Origin of the sequence: Ferruginibacter sp., assembly GCF_028288465.1 — a bacterium.
Classification (GTDB): domain Bacteria; phylum Bacteroidota; class Bacteroidia; order Chitinophagales; family Chitinophagaceae; genus Ferruginibacter.
The window spans coordinates 168,132-187,423 of sequence record NZ_JAQBNR010000019.1 but is presented as its reverse complement, the minus strand read 5'-3'; the positions used below and the strand labels follow the sequence as shown (position 1 = coordinate 187,423).

At 40.6% G+C, this 19,292-nt stretch carries 21 protein-coding genes; 7 read left to right on the top strand and 14 right to left on the bottom strand.

Translation table 11 applies throughout. The features are described 5' to 3' along the window. Nucleotides 1-17 precede the first annotated feature (17 nt). Nucleotides 18-1,112, top strand: coding sequence for an HlyD family secretion protein (locus JWR61_RS08850; protein ID WP_290340863.1), 1,095 nt, complete (start codon nt 18-20; stop codon nt 1,110-1,112). 227 nt (nt 1,113-1,339) lie between these two features. After that, nucleotides 1,340-2,923 carry a DHA2 family efflux MFS transporter permease subunit gene (locus JWR61_RS08845; protein WP_301927474.1) on the top strand — a complete coding sequence of 528 codons (1,584 nt, stop codon included), beginning with the start codon at nt 1,340-1,342 and terminating at the stop codon, nt 2,921-2,923. A 167-nt stretch (nt 2,924-3,090) separates the two neighbouring features. Here the strand turns inward: JWR61_RS08845 and JWR61_RS08840 are convergent, their stop codons facing one another. The 6 genes from JWR61_RS08840 to JWR61_RS08815 form a co-directional block, all read right to left on the bottom strand. Beyond that, the gene (locus tag JWR61_RS08840) at nt 3,091-3,507 is read right to left on the bottom strand and encodes an OsmC family protein (protein WP_301927473.1); all 417 of its coding nucleotides are present in this window, start codon (nt 3,505-3,507) and stop codon (nt 3,091-3,093) included. Between the two features lie 10 nt (nt 3,508-3,517). After that, entirely contained in the window at nt 3,518-3,865 is a 348-nt protein-coding gene (locus tag JWR61_RS08835) for a Spx/MgsR family RNA polymerase-binding regulatory protein (protein ID WP_301927472.1), read from the bottom strand. A gap of 140 nt (nt 3,866-4,005) precedes the next feature. After that, nucleotides 4,006-4,578, bottom strand: coding sequence for an LPS export ABC transporter periplasmic protein LptC (lptC, locus tag JWR61_RS08830; protein WP_301927471.1), 573 nt, complete (start codon nt 4,576-4,578; stop codon nt 4,006-4,008). A gap of 14 nt (nt 4,579-4,592) precedes the next feature. Then, nucleotides 4,593-5,945 carry a hypothetical protein gene (locus tag JWR61_RS08825; protein ID WP_301927470.1) on the bottom strand — a complete coding sequence of 451 codons (1,353 nt, stop codon included), beginning with the start codon at nt 5,943-5,945 and terminating at the stop codon, nt 4,593-4,595. Next, nucleotides 5,945-6,676 carry a type III pantothenate kinase gene (locus JWR61_RS08820; protein ID WP_290340869.1) on the bottom strand — a complete coding sequence of 244 codons (732 nt, stop codon included), beginning with the start codon at nt 6,674-6,676 and terminating at the stop codon, nt 5,945-5,947. Before JWR61_RS08820 ends, JWR61_RS08825 begins: the two co-directional genes overlap by 1 nt. A gap of 141 nt (nt 6,677-6,817) precedes the next feature. Beyond that, nucleotides 6,818-7,453, bottom strand: coding sequence for an LON peptidase substrate-binding domain-containing protein (locus JWR61_RS08815; RefSeq protein WP_301927469.1), 636 nt, complete (start codon nt 7,451-7,453; stop codon nt 6,818-6,820). Between the two features lie 168 nt (nt 7,454-7,621). Between JWR61_RS08815 and meaB the strand changes: the two genes are divergently transcribed. Further along, complete coding sequence (meaB, locus tag JWR61_RS08810) at nt 7,622-8,512, top strand: methylmalonyl Co-A mutase-associated GTPase MeaB (protein WP_301927468.1); 891 nt, start codon at nt 7,622-7,624, stop codon at nt 8,510-8,512. Between the two features lie 39 nt (nt 8,513-8,551). Here meaB and JWR61_RS08805 read toward each other — a convergent pair whose 3' ends face one another. The 3 genes from JWR61_RS08805 to JWR61_RS08795 form a co-directional block, all read right to left on the bottom strand. Next, nucleotides 8,552-8,788: a hypothetical protein gene (locus JWR61_RS08805; RefSeq protein ID WP_301927467.1), complete on the bottom strand. Its 237-nt coding sequence runs from the start codon at nt 8,786-8,788 to the stop codon at nt 8,552-8,554. Between the two features lie 172 nt (nt 8,789-8,960). Then, nucleotides 8,961-9,416: a hypothetical protein gene (locus tag JWR61_RS08800; RefSeq protein ID WP_301927466.1), complete on the bottom strand. Its 456-nt coding sequence runs from the start codon at nt 9,414-9,416 to the stop codon at nt 8,961-8,963. Between the two features lie 133 nt (nt 9,417-9,549). Next, nucleotides 9,550-10,020 carry a hypothetical protein gene (locus JWR61_RS08795; RefSeq protein WP_301927465.1) on the bottom strand — a complete coding sequence of 157 codons (471 nt, stop codon included), beginning with the start codon at nt 10,018-10,020 and terminating at the stop codon, nt 9,550-9,552. A gap of 196 nt (nt 10,021-10,216) precedes the next feature. On the opposite strand from JWR61_RS08795, the gene trmB reads away from it, so the two are divergent. From trmB to JWR61_RS08775, 4 genes are read left to right on the top strand one after another with little or no spacing between them, the layout of a single operon-like run. Continuing rightward, the gene (trmB, locus tag JWR61_RS08790) at nt 10,217-10,915 is read left to right on the top strand and encodes a tRNA (guanosine(46)-N7)-methyltransferase TrmB (protein WP_301927464.1); all 699 of its coding nucleotides are present in this window, start codon (nt 10,217-10,219) and stop codon (nt 10,913-10,915) included. Between the two features lie 7 nt (nt 10,916-10,922). Then, the gene (locus JWR61_RS08785; RefSeq protein WP_301927463.1) at nt 10,923-11,129 is read left to right on the top strand and encodes a DUF5522 domain-containing protein; all 207 of its coding nucleotides are present in this window, start codon (nt 10,923-10,925) and stop codon (nt 11,127-11,129) included. A gap of 19 nt (nt 11,130-11,148) precedes the next feature. Beyond that, nucleotides 11,149-11,541, top strand: coding sequence for an MGMT family protein (locus JWR61_RS08780; RefSeq protein WP_301927462.1), 393 nt, complete (start codon nt 11,149-11,151; stop codon nt 11,539-11,541). A 57-nt stretch (nt 11,542-11,598) separates the two neighbouring features. Beyond that, nucleotides 11,599-12,327 carry a hypothetical protein gene (locus JWR61_RS08775; protein WP_301927461.1) on the top strand — a complete coding sequence of 243 codons (729 nt, stop codon included), beginning with the start codon at nt 11,599-11,601 and terminating at the stop codon, nt 12,325-12,327. A gap of 9 nt (nt 12,328-12,336) precedes the next feature. Here JWR61_RS08775 and JWR61_RS08770 read toward each other — a convergent pair whose 3' ends face one another. The 5 genes from JWR61_RS08770 to phnY form a co-directional block, all read right to left on the bottom strand. Then, nucleotides 12,337-13,653 (bottom strand): DUF5690 family protein, encoded by a 1,317-nt coding sequence (locus JWR61_RS08770; RefSeq protein WP_301927460.1) that lies wholly within the window; start codon nt 13,651-13,653, stop codon nt 12,337-12,339. Nucleotides 13,654-13,869: 216 nt separating this feature from the next. Then, complete coding sequence (locus tag JWR61_RS08765; protein WP_301927459.1) at nt 13,870-15,195, bottom strand: DUF5690 family protein; 1,326 nt, start codon at nt 15,193-15,195, stop codon at nt 13,870-13,872. Nucleotides 15,196-15,357: 162 nt separating this feature from the next. Then, nucleotides 15,358-16,593, bottom strand: a complete 1,236-nt coding sequence (locus JWR61_RS08760; RefSeq protein WP_301927458.1) for an FAD-binding oxidoreductase — start codon at nt 16,591-16,593, stop codon at nt 15,358-15,360. A gap of 28 nt (nt 16,594-16,621) precedes the next feature. Continuing rightward, nucleotides 16,622-17,707 carry a 2-aminoethylphosphonate--pyruvate transaminase gene (locus tag JWR61_RS08755; RefSeq protein ID WP_301927457.1) on the bottom strand — a complete coding sequence of 362 codons (1,086 nt, stop codon included), beginning with the start codon at nt 17,705-17,707 and terminating at the stop codon, nt 16,622-16,624. A gap of 101 nt (nt 17,708-17,808) precedes the next feature. Continuing rightward, nucleotides 17,809-19,287 (bottom strand): phosphonoacetaldehyde dehydrogenase, encoded by a 1,479-nt coding sequence (gene phnY, locus JWR61_RS08750; protein ID WP_301927456.1) that lies wholly within the window; start codon nt 19,285-19,287, stop codon nt 17,809-17,811. Nucleotides 19,288-19,292 lie beyond the last annotated feature (5 nt).

The window sequence follows — 19,292 nt, the reverse complement described above, 5'->3', positions numbered from 1 at the left end:
ACATACAATACATTTTTATGCAAAACGATACAACGGCTAAAGCAGCACCTAAAAAAAGCAAAGTTTTTTTAATTGTACTAATAGCGCTGGTAATTGCCGGCGGCTGGTTTGGCATCACCAAATACCTCCATGGGCAACATCACGAAGAAACTGATAATGCGCAGATAGAAGCCAACATAAGCCCGGTAATACCAAGGGTGGCCGGTTATGTTAAAGAGGTACGTGTAAAAGACAACCAGATTATTAAAAAAGGCGACACCCTGTTAATTCTTGACGACCGGGACCTGGCTGTAAAAGTGCAGCAGGCCGAAGCAGCATTGGCTACCGCCCAATCTAATCTTGGCGCAGCCAAAGCCAATACAAATGCTTCAAGGGCAAATATTGCTACTACAAGGGCCGGCATATCCACCGCAGATGCACAAATAGAAGCTGCCAAAATAAACCTGCGCAGAGCGTCACAGGATTATGATCGTTACTCAAACCTGATTAAAGATCATTCAATAACCCAGCAACAATTTGACCAGGCAGAAGCTGCCAAACAAACCGCAGAACGCCAGTTACAAATATTGGTACAGCAAAAAAACCAGGTAGCTCAGCAAACCAGTGCCGTTAGTTCTCAAAGCAATGCAACCTCATCTCAAATTGGCGTGGCAGATGCCATCATCAAGCAAAAACAGGTAGATGTTGCAGAAGCAAAACTGAATTTATCTTATGCAGTAATAACTGCACAGGAAAGCGGCATGGTATCAAAAGTAAATGTGCAGGAAGGCCAGTTTTTACAGCCCGGCCAATCAGTTTTCAGCATTGTATTAAACAACGATATCTGGGTAGTGGCCAATTTTAAAGAAACGCAGTTTGAAAAAATGAGGATTGGTCAACGGGTAGTTTTACGTGCAGACGCTTTTCCCGGGCACGAATTTGAAGCAAAACTGACATCCTTTTCACCCGCTACCGGCTCACGTTTTGCCTTACTACCTCCGGATAATGCAAGCGGTAATTTTGTAAAAGTAGTGCAACGGCTGCCTGTGAAAATTGAATTTGCAAATCCTTCGGATTCGCTCGTAAAACAGTTAAGGCCGGGTATGAATGTGGATGTGGATGTAAATTTATAATCAGCCCACATTTTAGAGAGAAAGCTCTCTTGCTTTTTCTTGTAAATGAAACCGTAAAACATTTGAACCAGGCATAGTACTACTATTAAGCTTCATTGGCGTTGCAGCCGGTAGATATCGGCTCTTGTACAACATGCCATGGATGAACATTATAGACCATGACTGTCAGTAAAAACGGTTTCCTAATCAAGCGCCTTAGGCCTCTTTGAGGCAATAAAAAATATTGTATGCAACAACAAATGGATTCTTTAATTGAATATGGCTCAAGAAGGGTAATTATTACCATTACGGCCATATTTTGCGCCCTGCTTGAAATTGTGGACACCACCATTGTAAACGTGGCATTGAATGATATGCGCGGGTCACTGGGAGCAACCTTGACAGAAGTTGCCTGGGTGATCACAGCGTACGCAATTGGAAACGTAATTATTGTACCAATGACCAGCTGGCTTTCCGTGCAGTTTGGCAGGCGTAATTATTTCGCCGCTTCAATTATTCTCTTCACGGTTTGTTCGTTTTTATGTGGTAATGCAACCGGTATTTGGGAGCTGGTAATTTTTCGTTTTTTACAGGGTATCGGCGGCGGCGCTTTACTCGTAACTTCTCAAACCATTATTACCGAAAGTTATCCACCCGAAAAAAGAAGTATGGCCCAGGCCATTTATGGATTGGGTGTTATCATTGGTCCAACGTTGGGACCGCCTTTAGGTGGCTACATTGTTGATCATGCTTCATGGCCTTATATTTTCTACATCAATATTCCCATCGGCGTTATTGCAACTTTACTTACACTGCAGTTTGTCCGCAGTCCCAAGTACGGCGAAAAAAGTACCGGAAGTGATATTGACTGGCTGGGTATTGGATTGCTGGCGCTTACGGTTGGTTCTTTACAATATGTGCTGGAAAAAGGTCAGGATGATGACTGGTTTAACAGCAGCGTGATTATATATCTTATGGTGGCCGCCTTTTTGGGTTTATTCTTTTTTATCTGGCGTGAAACGAGTTTTAAAAACCCTATTGTAGAATTGCGTGTATTAAAAAACGGTAATCTGCGGGTAGGGACTATTCTTTCCTTTATAATGGGTTTTGGATTGTATGGATCTACTTTTATCATTCCACTATATACGCAATCTATACTGGGCTGGACGGCTCAACAGGCCGGTATGCTAATGGTACCAGCCGCATTAACAACAGCGTTTATGATGCCCATCATCGGCAAGTTATTAAGCAAAGGCGTACCACAGCAATATCTGGTTGCCGGAGGTATGGTATTGTTTGCCATCTTTACCATATGGGGATATTTTATCTTGACACCTGATACCAACTCGGATGCATTTTTCTGGATGCTGATTGTGCGTGGCCTTGGCATGGGGATGTTATTTATCCCAATCACAGCCTTGTCATTGTCAACATTAAAAGGCCAGCAAATAGGCCAGGGTGCTGCCTTTACGGGCATGATGCGCCAGCTGGGCGGTTCATTTGGGGTGGCACTGATTACCACTTTCATGGCCCGTAAAAATATGATTCACCGGAATGACCTGGTAAGTAAACTGGATATAAATAATGCTGCCGTGCAACAGCGGGTACAGGGCCTGCAGCATACCTTTATCAATAAAGGGATGAATACAGACGAAGCACTTAAAACAAGTTATGCCACACTGGATCATATGGTAACCAAACAAGCCGCTGTACTCTCCTATATGGATGTGTTTATGTACCTCGGAATCATGTTCTTAATTTGCGTACCATTTGTGTTAATGGTTAAAGGCAATAAGGGTCAGAAGGTAGATTTAGGCGAAGCGATGCACTAATGGAGTTATGAGTGATAAGTTGAAGCAGTAAAATCCAATAATCTCCCAACCTGGAAGAATTATTTTACTTTGTACAAATTATAAATTGAAAGCCGCCGAATACGGAGTTGTCACTCTATCCCGGCGGCTTTTTAATTTTTACTTTTGATTTTTTACTTTGTATACGCTTACAACAATGTTGCTTCGTGTGTAATATTTGTATTCAATAATTTTGAAATCGGGCAATTTGTTTTTGCATCTGTAACTGCTGTATCAAACTGTTCTTTACTGATACCCGGAATTTTTGCTGACACGGTTAAGTGAGATTCAGTAATCACACCCGCCGCAGGGTCCAACGTAATGTCACACTTGGTATTAATCTCATCTGCGGTAAAACCGGCTGCATTCAACACAAAGCTCAGTTTCATACTAAAGCAACCGGCGTGCGCTGCAGCCACGAGCTCTTCAGGGTTTGTGCCAACACCTTCCGCAAAACGGGAATTATACGAATATTGAGTTTTGTTTAAAGTGGTGCTTTGTGTAGTTAGGTTACCTGTACCTTCTTTACCAGTGCCGTTCCATACGGCGGTTGCATTGCGTTTCATTGTGTTGTGTTTATTGTTTGGAAAAATTTGTTTCATTGAACCCTACCAAAATATTGCCATTTATTTCAATCACTGGCCTTTTGATAAGGCTGGTATACTCCTGCATCAGTTGTATAGCCGCTTGTTCGCTTGTAATTTTTTGTTGGGTTTCCCGCGACAAACTTCTCCAGGTAGTACTTTTTTTATTTAAGAGTATTTCATACCCCACTTTTTTACTCCAGGCCGCCAGTTTTTCTTTTGTAATCCCCGCCTTTTTATAGTCTACAAATTCAACAGTAATATTTTTCTTTTTGTACCAATCCAATGTTTTTTTAATCGTATCACAATTGGGTATTCCGTAAACAATAATTTTATTCATGGTTAAGAGGTAAATGCTGCTTTGATAGCGATAACTTATTTCCGATGCTTATTTTTAGAAACAGGCAAAGTCCCCGCTTCTCTTTTAAGTTAAAAATACAACAACAATTAAAATTGTATTATTGTTGCTGGTGAATTTCCTTAATTAGGAAACTGCGCTGCAGGTACCGAAACAATGCCGGTAGGTTTGATAATATGATATTCTTTGAAATCCTGGCTGGCTTCCATCCCAATACCGTTCAAAGTTTCTTTCCTCGTTCTGATGCGTACCGGTTTATCAGTATAAAATTCTGTTCCGGTGCGGGCCCTGTCCCAATACAATTCGTTACAATACAATGTGTCTCCTTTTACATTAATCACCCGTACACTGTCTTTTAAAAACACCCTGCTCTGGGTTTCCTTGTACTGTGCATATTTTGCATCCAGCTTACTGTCAAGACTGTCACGAATATCAAAAAAATCTACATGGATGCTTTTGGGAAACTCAATGTAGGGAATGGTGTCCTGCACCCGGTACATTACCGGCCCCGTTAAAATGGCTTTCTTCCTTCCGCCAACAGAATATTTAATCACCACATTTTTTCCCTCTTCAACAGCAATGTCTTTATGATTGAATTTGTCAAGCTCTTCCTGAGTATTTTCGCAACTGCATAAAAAAAAGCAGCCTGCAAATACGGCTGCCAAAATGGGTATATATAAATCTTTATAGTTCATTAACTGGTATCGGTTTAATCGTATTTATATCTTCTAAACCACAGGTCGCCCAAAGATAAACCAATACTGAGTCGCACGGTATTTTCTCTTACGTTCGATTTTTTATCTCCCCTGCTGCCGATTTCAATGGCGGTGTTCAACATAGAAGATTGTGTCTCAAAATAACCTCTTCTCAATTTTAGCGGAAACCCTGCGCCAAATGTAAAGCCATACTCTGGCAATTTGCTGTTTACATTGATGTAGTCGGGACCGTAATTAAAGCCAATGCGATAATGTACAAAATTGAAATACTTGTTGATAGGTGTGTTGTAAGATGCCGGGAAATATTCCACGCCGGCTCTTATTTTCCAGTTATTGTTAACCAGGTCCGGCTTGCCGTAAAAGCTATATTCCTGCCACTTGGTAACCTCGTAATCAGCGCCAAAGCTCCAATGGCCCGCGCTATCGCGGTAGGTAAAACCAACGGCATAAGCAGACGGACGTACGATATTTCCTTTTATTTCATTTTCATAAATACTGTCAATTCGTGAATTCGTACCATTTGCGTCGGTTGCGAATGTCTCTCTCAACGTACTTTGTGTTCCTTTGTATGTTTGTTTCAGATTGCCATAGGCGCCTAATCTTAATATCGCCTTGCTTTTTAGTTTGATTTCATACTGCATACCCGCATTAAAAAATCCGCCGCCAAAATGGGTTCTTTCAGATGAGTTGGAAGAATAGTAATGGACAGTGTCATTTAAAAAACTAAGCCTGGTACTGTAGTCCTTATTGCCAAATGCATACCCTGCATTAAATCCCAGACTAAGGCCTTTGATACGAATACCAAGGCCACCAGCCACTTCATTTAAACCACCGTTGCCTTCGTAAACTGTGGCTAAACTATCAATACCCTGTAACCGCTCAAACTTTGCGATTTTATAATTTATTTTTGAAACCGGTTTAAGGCCAAAGTTGGCGCCTAAAAACACGCCTTTTTTATTTGCCTGCTTCATTTTTATAGGAAAACCCAGCTGCACGTAAGACATGCTGACGTTATTGGAGGTAAACTTTGTAAGGGGAGTTGTACTTCTTAAAATACGTGTGTCTATTTCAGCACCAAAATCAAATATGGTGCTGCGCTGATAATTTGGATTGCCCTTTACTACTGCAGGGTCTACATAGCCAAGGTTGCCATAGCTGGCGGGATTGGTAAAATTCACACTTTGAAAATCTGAATAGCCTGCAGTTATTCCACCCATAGCCCTGGTGATGATATTGTGATTGGGGGTAAGATCTCCCAAACCATAACGGGAATAAGGAGAGTTTTCCTGCGCAGAGACAGATGTGTAAAAAAGTACGGTTAAAACCAGGCCTGTCAGTCTCATCATTATTTGCAGTTGTTAACTTCGCTGATTGCGTAAAGTCCTTTGAATAAAAAATTTAAGTCTGCAAATATCCTGTTTTTAAGTTGACCGGCAAAATAGGCCGAATCACCCCCGGTTAAAACCACGTTAAAGTTGCCGTATTTACCTGCATAATAATCGATGAATCCATCAATTTCAAAGGTAATTCCGGCTATTACACCGCTTTGAAGATTCGTTTTTGTGTCGTAGGCAATTACCGGAAAATTCCAGTCTTTTTGAACCAGCGGTAAAAATGCGGTATGATCATGCATTGATTTAAACCGCATTTCCATACCCGGCGAAATGGCGCCACCAATAAACTCGTTGTTTTGGGTAATGAAATTATAGGTGATACAACTGCCCAAACCAATCACCAGGTTATTTTTGTCTGGATAAAAATGCACGGCGGCGGCAATCAACGCCAGCCGGTCTGCACCAATGGTTTGGGGTTTTCCCACAGCCGTAGTGAAATTTACTTTACTAATATGGGATAGTTTATGAAAGTTTGTTTTTTCACCCAATAGTGTTTCAATAGCACTGTTGTGTTCTATAACGGATGCCAGAATAGTGTTGTCAGGTTGGTATTGTTCCAGCAGCTTTTCAATGGTTTCCAGGCTGTCGTCTGCCACCGCAATGTCATTTTTAAATACATCATTTTCAAAGAAGCCGCATTTTTTACGGGTATTGCCAAAATCGAAGCAAAGTGTTTTTTTCATGTATGTATTTTTCTAGATAAACTTTAGCAAGAGTAGCAATCGCAGCAGATTGATAATTGTAAAAGGAAAGATAAATCGCTCTTTTGAATCTGCTTACAAAAACGGATTGCTAAAAAAACAACCTGGTAAAAAAGATGATTGTTACAAATTAAACCCTTCCAGGTTTTTAAAATGCCCGTTTAATTTTATCCGCTTTTTTAGTGTTTCCATTTCAGCCACTATGGGCAATACTTTTAGCAGGTGTTGCTTTAAATATTCCTGCCGCTGCATTTCATGAAACAGGCCAAGCAATTCATATTCTTCCTTCAGCGAAAGACCGGCGTGGTGGGCTACATCATAACTGCGTAACAAGGCTTCCGTTTTTGAAAAGGTTTTTTTTACTTTTAAAATGGTATGCAGCTGGCCTATAATTTCCACCACTTTTTGCATTAATAGCTGATTACTCTTTTCTGAATTTTCAGGATAATTGACAATGGCACCATTGTATAATTTCCCGGGCACATCTTTTACAATTTCCAGGATGCGAAATACTTCCAGGCCCCTGGTTTTAATATCCATTTCGCCATTATCATACACTTCCGTTATTTCAACCAGTTCTACCAGCGTTCCCAGCTCACCGATTTTATCATCAATAACTGCCGGTATGCCAAAAGGCTTTTGATTTTCCTTGCAATCGTTAATCAGCTGTTTGTAACGGGGTTCAAAAATGTGCAGATTGAGTTCTTCGCCAGGATATACCACAATGGCCAGCGGAAAAATATTTATAAAGTTAGTCATAATACGCCCTGAATTTTTAACCGAAGTTAATAACAAACAGCCATGATAAAATCGTGCCGTCCTGGTATTATAACCGCTATAAACAATCGGGGTAACGGCATTGTTTGCGACAGTTCCCCACGGTTTCAATTATTTGGAATTTGATTTATTTACAGTGAATTTTGTTGCATGTGGCAACAATACCTGCAACAAATTCAGCACGGCGATATTAAAGCTCTGGCCAGGTGTATTTCGCTGGTAGAAAACCAGGTAGAAGGGCATGAGCGTTTGTTGCAGCTTTTACCTCCTTCAACCACGCCCGTTATTGGAATTACAGGCCCTCCCGGGGCGGGAAAAAGCACACTGGTGGATGCATTGATTGGTCATATTACCGGTGAAGGAAAAAAGGCAGGTGTACTTTGTGTGGATCCATCTTCTCCTTTTAATTCAGGAGCACTTTTAGGCGATCGTATCCGGATGAGTGAGTGGTATACCAATCCCAATGTATATATCCGCTCGCTGGCCTCCAGGGGCTCGCTGGGAGGGCTGCACCCCAAAATAATTGAGATCAGCGATTTGCTGAAAGCCGCCCGCTTTGATTATGTAATTGTTGAAACTGTCGGCGTTGGACAAAGTGAAATTGAAATTGCCGGGCTGGCAGACTGTACTGTTGTGGTATTGGTGCCCGAATCGGGTGATGATGTACAAACTATGAAGGCCGGGCTGATGGAAATTGCTGACATTTTTGTTGTAAACAAAGCCGACCGCCCAGACGCCGCTGTTTTTATGAAAAATCTACGCGGAATGCTTGCCCCCGCGTTTAATACCAGGCGCATTCCTGTTCCGGTTATCAAAACAGTGGCATCGCAAAAAACGGGTATTACCCAGCTGATGGAAGCCATAGCAGAAAGCCTTGCTCAACAAAAAAACAGGGATAAAAAATACTGGCTGTTAGCAGAAAAAGCGTACTATCTCATCACACAAAAAAAAATGGTGGGTGTTAAAAAATCTTTTTTGAAAACCCAGATTGAAAAGGCTGGGAAAGATTTTAACCTATACCGGTTTATACAACAATTTTAGGGGAGTGCCAGCATGTTGCCGGCAGAGCAACGACCTATGTCAGGCGTCCGGCATTTCATCAGCTTCTTTATTGGTTTTCCACCAACGGTAGCCGATAAAGCCTACTATAATAAAGGGAGTAAACATTAAATACATAATACCACTGTTTAAGCCCTGGGCGGGCCCTTCGCCCAATTGCTGGGCAGTTTTAGTGCAAATAGAACATTGCGCCTGGACAATTTCCGCAAAAGCCGCGGATATCAAAAACACTAAAAATAAAGGGAGCATTTTTTTCATTGCAATACAAAGATAAAGCATAAAAATATTCCAATTGCTACCCTGTTTAACCGCCGGCAATCATTACCACAATATTATTTTTGTTGAATTACTCTACAAATTATTCTCAACAGCACATTTTCCACTGTATGAGCAATGCCTTTGCCAACAAAACAAAAAGTGAAAGGCTGCTTTATTTAAAAAAAACTTCATTTCTTATACCATCGATTATTTCGGGTGTAATAATCTCCGTTGGGTGGGTTTGTTTATACTGTTTTAGTCTTGCGTTCATTTCTTCAATCTTCAGTTCGTATTCCTGGGCCTCCTTGTTTTCGGGCAATACGTTTTGGCTAAAATATTTTGCATTTTGGGCTAGATGGTAAAACAGGGCACCTGCAAACATGCAGACAAACAGGAAAAAAACATAATCGTGTAAACTGAAGCCATAGGTGTACCAAAACCAGCCGCAAAAAAACAGTGGGATCATAAAAATTATCTTTTGCTTAATGGCCACCAGCATCACCCCCGTATAATAACACACTAACCCGAATAAATAAAACCAGTTACCTGCTCTCGACGCCATAAAAGGAATTACAACAAGTGGAAATATAATATAGAAAATGGTAAGTATTTTAAACATCCCCTTCATGGTACCGGTAAGTTTGACTTAATTGGGAGCAAAATTAGCAATGTTTATTGACTATCCGTTATCATGCCCTTTAATCTGCTGTTTGGTTCAGGGAGTTAGCCCGGGATTGGAATTGCCCGTGCTTAACAATATGTTATGCAAAGAAAATGTCGTTTCTTATACTATCAATTACGTCAGGCGTTATAGGTGCAGTCGGGTGTTTTTGTTTGTATAAGTTCAGCCTGGCATACATTTTTTCAATTTTCAATTCGTATTCTTCAGCAAGTTTGTTTTCTGGCAAAACCTTTTTAATAAAATGTTTTACATTTTGAGCAAGCTGATAAAAAAAAGCGCCTGAAAATATGCAAATGAACAAGAAAAAAGTAAACCCACGCAAATCAAAACCGTAGGTAAGCCAAAACCAGCTGAAAAATAGTACAGGAATCATTAAGATTATTTTTTGCCTGGCAACAACCATCAGGATAGACAGGTAATACAACACAATACCAAACAAAAAAGACCAGTTTCCAAAAATGGATTGCGAAAAGGCTTGTCGCATTAGTAGCACAATTATTAATGGAAATACGATATAAAAAACGGTTAACGCTTTATACAGGTTTTTCATTTTTTTGCTGATATTTTTTGATGTTGGGCTTATAAAGCTACTTGTCCGCCTCCTTTTTATTACAATAGTTTACGTTTAAATCACGGTTAGAATATATCAACGTCGATTTTGTCTAAATAGTGTAAGCTGGAAACATTTTTATATTACAAAAAAGGGTTGGGTGTAACTGCGCTATGTATAGTTATATTTGTGTTTTATGGCACAAAAAAAATTACAACGCTTTGCAGACATTAAGACCTTTGCCAATGTGCTGGAATATCCGGAAAATATGCAGGGGCAATGGCATGCTTTCTTTAAAAACACCGGGCCTGTAGTGCTGGAACTTGCCTGTGGCCGTGGAGAGTATACAGTTGGTTTAGCAAGATTATTTGCCGGAAAAAATTTTATAGGGGTCGATGTAAAGGGCAATCGCATTTATATAGGGGCAAAAAAATGCCTGGATGAACAACTTATTAATGCCGCTTTTTTAAGAACACAGATTGCCATGCTGCCCAACTATTTCTCAGCCGGCGAAGTGAGTGAAATATGGATCACATTTCCCGATCCTCAGCTAAGGACCGCCAAGGCTAGAAAGAGATTAACCCATCCACAATTTTTGCGCTTGTACCAGCAGGTATTGGTAAGTGGCGGTTACCTGCACTTAAAAACCGATTCGCCGGACCTGTACCGTTTTACAAAACGGGTAATCGGATTGTATGGCTTACACCTGCACGAAGATAGTGCTGATATTTATGCAGCCAACCCTTCACCAGAACTGCAGATAAAAACACATTACGAAGCGCTTGATATCGCACAAAGTAAAAAAATTCATTACCTGAAATTTAGCCTGCCTGCAACCATTGGTGATTTGGATGACGCTCTGCAGGAAGAACTTAAATTAACAGAAAACATTTAAAAGTTGTATGCGCCGGCTAACTGAAGGAAAAGACTTTTATTACAACGAGGAAAGGAATGTTGTATTTACCGCAAGCTATCATTTGCAAAGAGGCAGCTGTTGTGGTAATGGTTGCACGCATTGCCCGTTTAACCACTGCAATGTAGAAGATGAGATTGTAAAAAAACAATGCCGTCCGGTTTTAAAGAGGATAGAGAGGAATAAAACTCCGTAAATTCTGTAACTTTTAAACTATGAAAAAGAACTCAGCCGTTAAAAAAGATCCTGTTAAAGAAACTGCCAAAAGCACTGTAAAAGAATATAGCTTTTTTGCTGACGTATATGATGTAGTAAGACAAATACCAAAGGGCAGGGTTACGTCTTATGGTGCCATTGCTGTTTATTTAGGCACCAAACTTTCTGCCCGAATGGTCGGTTGGGCAATGAATGCGGCACACACCGCCAAACCAACAATTCCTGCACACAGGGTAGTTAACCGAAATGGAATGCTTACCGGCAGACATCATTTTGCAACACCCACTTTAATGGAAGAGTTATTAAAGAAGGAAAAGGTGCAGGTGAAAGACGACAAAATAATTGACTTCAAAAACATTTTCTGGGATCCTGCAACAGAGCTGGTGTTATAAGCGACGCCTTGTTCAATTAAACTTACTTTTGCCTGCTACAACATTAATATTACTGCAATGGATACAAAGACCATCATGGGCAAAATAACTTTTATCAATCATGATAAAGAGTATGCCACTATTGAATATGAACTCAATGGCAAAAAGAAAAGTATCAGCGGTAATATTAGTGAAAAGGAGCAGTTGAAATTAAAGAAAGAAAAAATAATAAAAAAAATTCACCAGTTCCATGTGGGGGATGAAGTGAGTTTTGTGATCGCTTTATCAGCCAGGGGCGATAAGATGATTGCTGATTGTTTGCAGTTTCATTTTAACAACGCACTTGATAATCTTATTAACAAATCATATGTAGAAAACCGGTTTGTTGGTTATTTAAAAAAAGTGGATGACGATTATTTTGTTAAAGAAACCGGTAGTTATATATTTTTTCCGTTGATTTTATCCTCCTGGGAAAAAAGGCCGAAAGAAGACAATTTAAATGAACCTGTATTTTTTAAGCTGGAAAATACAGACAAGCCCGACAAGGCCACAGCGGCATTATTTAAAAGTGAATACATTCCGGAATATATGTACGCTATGCAATGCTTTAAAAACAAAACTGTAATTGATGCAACTGTTTTTAAAGTAACGCCCCACGGTGTTTTTGTAAATGTGGTAGATAAGAAAATACAGGCAAAGATTGCCGTTAATAAAAGTGACCAGTTGCCGGTTGCGCAAATTGGAGACGTTGTACAAGTGCGTATTACTTACCTTGGCACTTCAAAAATTATTGTAGAAAGAGTGTAGTAAAACAGTTTATTTTGTTAGGGCCGGCTCCCCACTTATTTTTTCGCTATTTATATTGGCATATTTTCTCTTAAAATAAAATGCTGCAATAAAAGTTCCTGTTATACCAACTACAGAAATAATCAACACGGCATCTATAAAAAAATTCGTCCAGGATAACTTTACGCCGATAAATTCTTTTAAAAATAATACCAGCACACTTCCCAGGTAGCCAAACGCATCTGCCACATACATGATAAACCCAATGTTGCTTTTTACCCTGTAAGTGGCTATCATCCTTTCAAAATACAACGCATTAAAAGGAACATAACTCAGGTACAAACCCGTACCAATCATGGTCATCCAAATTACCGGATTAATCTCCCTTGCCATGAACAACAGCGTTGAAATAAATGCCAGAGCATACCCACCAATGATGATAAAATGATTGATCATAAAGGCGCTGATATTGTTTTTTACCAGTATCAGCAAACTCATGCACAATAAAACAATCAGCGATACATAAGTCTCCGTTTCAGTAAAAATCGCGGCGTTATTGCCATACCCCAATTCTTTCCATAATTCGTTTGAAAAATTATCACGAAAATCCCTCAGAATAGTCAGCAATACGTACGTAAACACAATGATGATGATACCTGGTAGAAAAGTGCCAATGAAAGCTTTTCGCTCCACGCCTGTCATAGGCTTTCGTGCACTCCGTAAAATAATATCTGCCGGCGAAGGATGCGGAATATGATTGAGCAGCCAGGTAAATACAATCATCGGAATAACAAAAAATGACCCGGCAATAAAAGGCATCCACATTTCGCTTACATGCCAGTACAGTACAATTGATTTGCCCACACTTTTTACAACACCGGAAGAAAATATAAAACTGATGGCAAGTACTGCACCCATAAACTCCGTAGACTTGCGGCCTTCGAGAAAACTGAATACCAGTCCCCAGACCATTCCCAGCGGAAATCCATTTAAAAAAAGAAAGATGATATTGTAGGGTGCTGGTGTAACGGCAAACAGCAGTAATGCCAGCCAGGCGAGCAGTATCAGTTTTACAATGGTGATTGCCCGCTTTTCGCCCTGCATGGCCGAAATGAATTTTATTCCATAAAATTTGCTCAGCATGTAGCCTATTACCTGCGCTGTAACCAGCCAAACTTTGTAATCGAACCCAAGAAATTCCATACCGGCAAAGCCAGCTGCAGCAAAAGGTTTGCGAAAAGCATACATGCAGAAGTACACACAAAATGCACTGAGGGCCGCATAAAGAGAGAGTGCCCATAACGGCATTTTTTTTAGTTGATCCCGGAGCAGCGCAGAGGTATACATGTGTGTATAAGGTTTACAATGCAATCTTAAAAGTTGTACAAAATAGCATTATTCATCCAAAAAGCCTTGTTACAAATAACACGGCACTTTTTATGGGTAGAATTATTTTAATAAAGCGGAAACGGAATTCCGCCATCAGGAAATAATTCTGTTGTACTTCCCAATGCATATTCAAATAAAAATAATGAAAGTGCGGGTATACAAATAGCAGCAGATTCAGGTGGGCTGCGTAACAACTACAAGCGGATCAACCGAAACCTGCAACAAAGGCAGTGCTCTTTTTCGCCTGTAAAAAAAGAGGGTGGTAAATAACAATATCCCCAAAGAAACAGCAGATTGTATGTAGGAGAAGTTGATCAGCAACCTGCTCCAGTTAAGATCCTTCATAAAAAATTCTTTGTACAATGTTAATCCCACGCTTCCAAGATAACCGGTAGCATCGCAGATATAAACAAAAAAACCGGCGTTAGCCCTCATCCTAAACAGGGCGATGGTTCTTTCAAATAAAGCAACCTGCATCGGTATATAAGCCAGGAACAGCCCCATCCCCAGTAACACCATCCACCAGAAAGGTGACAGTATGTGCAGTTGAAACAGCGCTGTTGAAAGCCCGCCCAGCAGCAGGCCAAAACCTATTAACCCGGTGGTAACCCAAAATCCTTTTACGTTACTTTTAATGAGCGACAAACTGGCCAATACCATCAGTACAATAAAACCAGAAATAGTTTCTGTTTGCGCAAATACAGCTTTGTTCCATTTCACTTCAATTTCTTTCCATATTTCTACCGAAAAATTGTCCCTGAAATCACGCATGGTTGCGAGCATTGCGTAAATGACGATAAAGCCAAGTAGCCCCAGTCCGTAGTCGTGTAACACTTTTCTTTTATCTTCCTTACTCATGGGTGTTCTGGCTGAGCGGGAAGCAATATCCTCTTCGGAAGGCGCAGGTATCACAGCCAGCATCCACACAAAAAACATAAACAAGGGAAGAAAGATCAGTCCAATAACAGCGGGCAACCAAAACTCTGTAACGGATGGTAACAATTCATGCAGAAAAAAATAGAATGTTTTTAAAATACCGGAAGAAACAATCAGGCTGATACTCAAACCTGTTCCCAAAACTTCGGTAAACCTGCGGCCTTCCAGGTAACTAAAAACAACACCCCATACCATTCCGAGCGGCAGGCCATTTGCAAAAAGAAAAATAAAATTGTATGGGTAAGGAACCACACCAAATAACAGCAGTGATAATTCAGCAAAAATTATCAGTCCGATAATCAGCTTTCTGCGACCCGCTGCTTCCAGCTCGGATATCACTTTAATACCTGCAAATTTTGACAGCATGTAACCAAAAACCTGGGCAATGATTAACACCGCTTTATAATCAAGCCCCCAAAGTTTGTATTCGCTGTAAGTGCCGGCAGCAAAAGGCTTCCTGAATGCATACATGCAGAAGTAGGTACCAAATGCAGCAATCATACACCATACAATAAAAAACCCTTTGGATTGCGATAGCCTCTGCTGTAATCTAAATGCCATCATTGTTGCCATGTTGTTCAAAGTTTCAAAAAGAATGATTGATAAATTAAGGTCCTTGATTGGCTACACTTTCAAATAAAATGCATAGTAGCGATTGGCATTTATACAGCAATACAAAATTTATAATGCCCTTTTTAAAGGCTTTATTTAAATATCATTTATTAATTAACCGCTTCTTTTTTGTGACCTTGCCACAGCGCATTTATCCAGCCACACTTTACTAAACGGATCTATTTTACCAAAACGTTCAATGCTGAATTTTGCAAAATCGTAGGGGTTTGGCCTGCCTGCAATCAGCTCAGCAAACGCAAGCCCAACACCACCTGAAACAGAAATACCTGCACCTGCGCAACCTGTTGCAGCGAACAAACTTTTAATACCCGGTACAGTGCCCATACTTAAATTATTGTCGGGTGTATACCCTGAAAATCCTGCGATGTAATACTTTAGGCCTATATCATATACGGCCGGAAAAAAGCGGCCAAGCTTATCAATTACTTCCGACAAGTCACTCACGCCACGATCAGGACTAAAAGAAAAATTGCTGATATCTTTTGGAATACCCAACGGGGATGTGGTGAATGATTTGGTCTCCCTGATACCAAAAAGTAAACCGCCGCCTTCGGGTCTTGCATACGCCTGGGCATCAGGTAATAAAACAATAGGAGAATCAACAGGAAAAATGTCATTTCGTTCAGTGATCCAGTATTGACTTCTCACCGGTGCCATCGGCAGACCAACACCTGCCTGCATAGCTAACACAGGCGACCATGCACCGGCGGCAATTACAACCGCATTGGCATATATATTGCCGGCAGTAGTGCTTACCCCAATAGCAGTGTTACCTTCCATTAACAGGTCATTTACCTCAACACCTTGTCTTATATCCGCACCGTTCATTTTTGCGCACCTTGCAAAAAAAGTTCCCAGCAAATAAGGATCACAATAACTTTCATTTGGTATAAAACCAAACTTTAATACTTCATCCGTTTTTAACCAGGGTACTTTCGCTTTTACTGTTTCATGCGTGAGGTATTCTGAAGGCTCGTTAAATGAATCCGCAATCCGCATCATGTCGTCCAAATCTGCCACGGTAGATTCACTCGCCGCCGCATGCAGTACGCCCACCCTTTTCATGTCCATGCTTTCATTCAATTGCTTTTCCATTTCAGCAACTGCACGGTAAGTTTCTAAAGAAAGCGGAATAAAATGTTGCTTGCTTCTGATTCGTGTAACCAACGCTGCAGCCCTGCTTGTGGCCGCGTTGCAAATTTCATTTCGCTCCAATACTACTATCTTTTTACCCGGATTATTTTTTGTGTAATAATACGCAACAGCACACCCAAATATGCCGCCGCCAATAACAATGGCATCCACCTTTTCAGAAGAATCAATCAGCATAATGAATTAAAAATAATTTCCAGGATAATTATAATAATACTTCTTTCACAGCCGCTACAAGCGCCTTAATATCGTCCGGGAAGATTTGGCCGATATTACCGATGCGAAATGCATCTGCCTTACTTAATTTACCAGGGTAGATAACAAAGCCCCGGTCATTTAACTTGTTATAAAAAGACTCGAAATTGAATGAAGTATCTGAAGGGTACAGGAACGATGAAATGATATGACCCTGAATTTCGGGTTTTAAATATTGTTTAAATCCAAGTGTTGCCATGCCCTCATCCAGTAGCTGCTTATTTGTTTTATAACGATTAGCCCTTGCCGCAACTCCACCTTCTGCTTCCAGTTCCCTCATAGCCTGGCGAAAGGCCATAATGCTGAGTGTTGGTGGTGTAAATCGAAATTGACCGCTTGTTTCCAATCCGTTCCATTGGTCGTACAAATCCAGACTTAAGCTTCTGCCCTGGTCTTTTGCTTTTTCAAGCTCTGTTCTTTTGCACAAAGCAAAAGAAAAACCTGGCACACCTTCGATACATTTATTGGAAGAGGAAACCAGGAAGTCGATGTGCATTTGCTGTATATTCATTTCAACACCACCAAAGCTGCTCATTGCATCAACTATAAAAACTTTATTGTGCGCCTTACATACTGTTCCGATAGCTTCTATTGGATTGAAAAGGCCGGTGGTGGTTTCACTGTGGATACATGCTACATGAGTAATCCCGGGATTTTCCGATAAAAACTTTTGAGTGGCTTCGGGGGTAACGATTTCATCTTCATCAAACCTGAGTACGATATGTTTAATGCGGTTGATTTTGGCCATTTTTACTATCCGCTCACCGTAAGCACCATTTACCAAAACAGCCAGGGTATCATGTTCACCCGTTACGCTGCCGATAACACTCTCTACACCAAAAGTTCCTGAACCCTGTATGATTATACATTCATATCCACTTTCTTTTGAAACACCTGCAAGCGTTAACAATCCGGTTCTTATTTCTTTAACGGCTTCAATAAATGCATGGTCTCTCGATCCCATATCTTCCAGCATTGCTTCTTTTACAGTTTTAGAAGTGGAGAGCGGGCCGGGGGTAAACAATAGTTTTTGCATATTCAATTTTTTATAGTTACTGCTTTGCAGCATTAAATTATTTTTTAAAAAATAACAGGCTGGTTTAAAAGAAGCCTTCCTGTTGCAACGGACAAAAGTGATTACCATGGCATAGAAAAAGTCTTTACAAACGTAAAGCATTTCATCGCCTCAATAACACCTTCCTTTACACCAAGACCGGAATCTTTTATGCCGCCAAAAGGCGAACTTTCTATGCGATAACCGGGCACTTCATTGATGTTTACTGTACCTACTTTTAATTCTTTTATAAAGCGGATGGCATGTTGCATGTTGTTGGTAATAATACCGCTTGATAAACCATAAGCGGTTGAATTACTCAATGCAATGGCATCATCAATATTCTTAAATGAAAGGATAGGAGCAAGCGGGCCAAACGATTCATGCACTACCATATCCGCATTTCGTGGCACATCTGTAATCACAGTTGGTTCCATCAAAGCGCCGGTCCGCTTACCGCCCAGTAAAATTTTTGCACCCTGCTCAATAGCCCTGTTTACAACACTTTCAAGGTAAATAGCCGAGGCTTCGTCAATCACTGTACCCACAACTGTGGCCGGATCCGAAGGATCACCACAGGTATATGTTTTTGATTTGGCTACAAATTTTTCAATAAAAGTGTCTTTAATATTTTCGTGAATTAAAATGCGTTTAACGGCAGTGCAACGCTGTCCGCTGTTGCGGTAAGATCCTTCAGCGGCAAGGTGCACCGCAGTATCAATGTCTGCATCTTCCAAAATAATAATAGGATCATTTCCACCCAATTCAAGAATTACTTTCTTGTATCCTGCCACAGTTGAAATTCTTTTACCAACAGGTACGCTGCCGGTGAATGAAACGATTTCAACACGTGGATCTTTTACCAGCGGTTCTGCAATTTCGTTGGTAGGACCAAGCAACACGCTCAGCATATAATGCGGCAGTCCTGCATCGTACAATAACTCGGTAAACTTGATGGCGGTTAAAGGCGTTTTTTCGGAGGGCTTCAAAATTACCGGTGTACCTACTGCAATGGCGGGTGCAATTTTATGTGCTACCTGGTTTAATGGATGATTAAAGGGTGTTATGCACAATGCCAGCGATAACGGATCACGGGTGGTAAATATTTTGCGTGCCTTGCCCTGGGGAGAAATATCGCAGGAGAATATTTGTCCATCATCTTTAAGGCTTTCCATGGCCGCAAACATCAATACATCATGCGCACGGCCTGTTTCATAAATGGCTTCTCGTATTGCAAGTCCAGATTCAGCACTGATGATTTTTGCAAACTCGTCCCTGCGCTCTATCAGCAATTGTCTTGCTTTATCAAGAATGCTAAAACGATCGTACCGGGTTAATTTTTGGCCACCTTTTAAAGCCGCTTCTATTGCCTGCTCTGCATGAGATGCATTGGCTAAAGCAACTGTTCCCACCAAACGTTGATCGTATGGGCTTCTTACTTCCAGTATGTTTTCTGATGCAATCTTTTTACCGGCAACATAACACCTAGCGTTTATTACGGGTAGGTGATTGGGGTTGTTTTGCTGACTTTTATTTTCAACTACGGTTGCGTCTTCATTCATAGTAC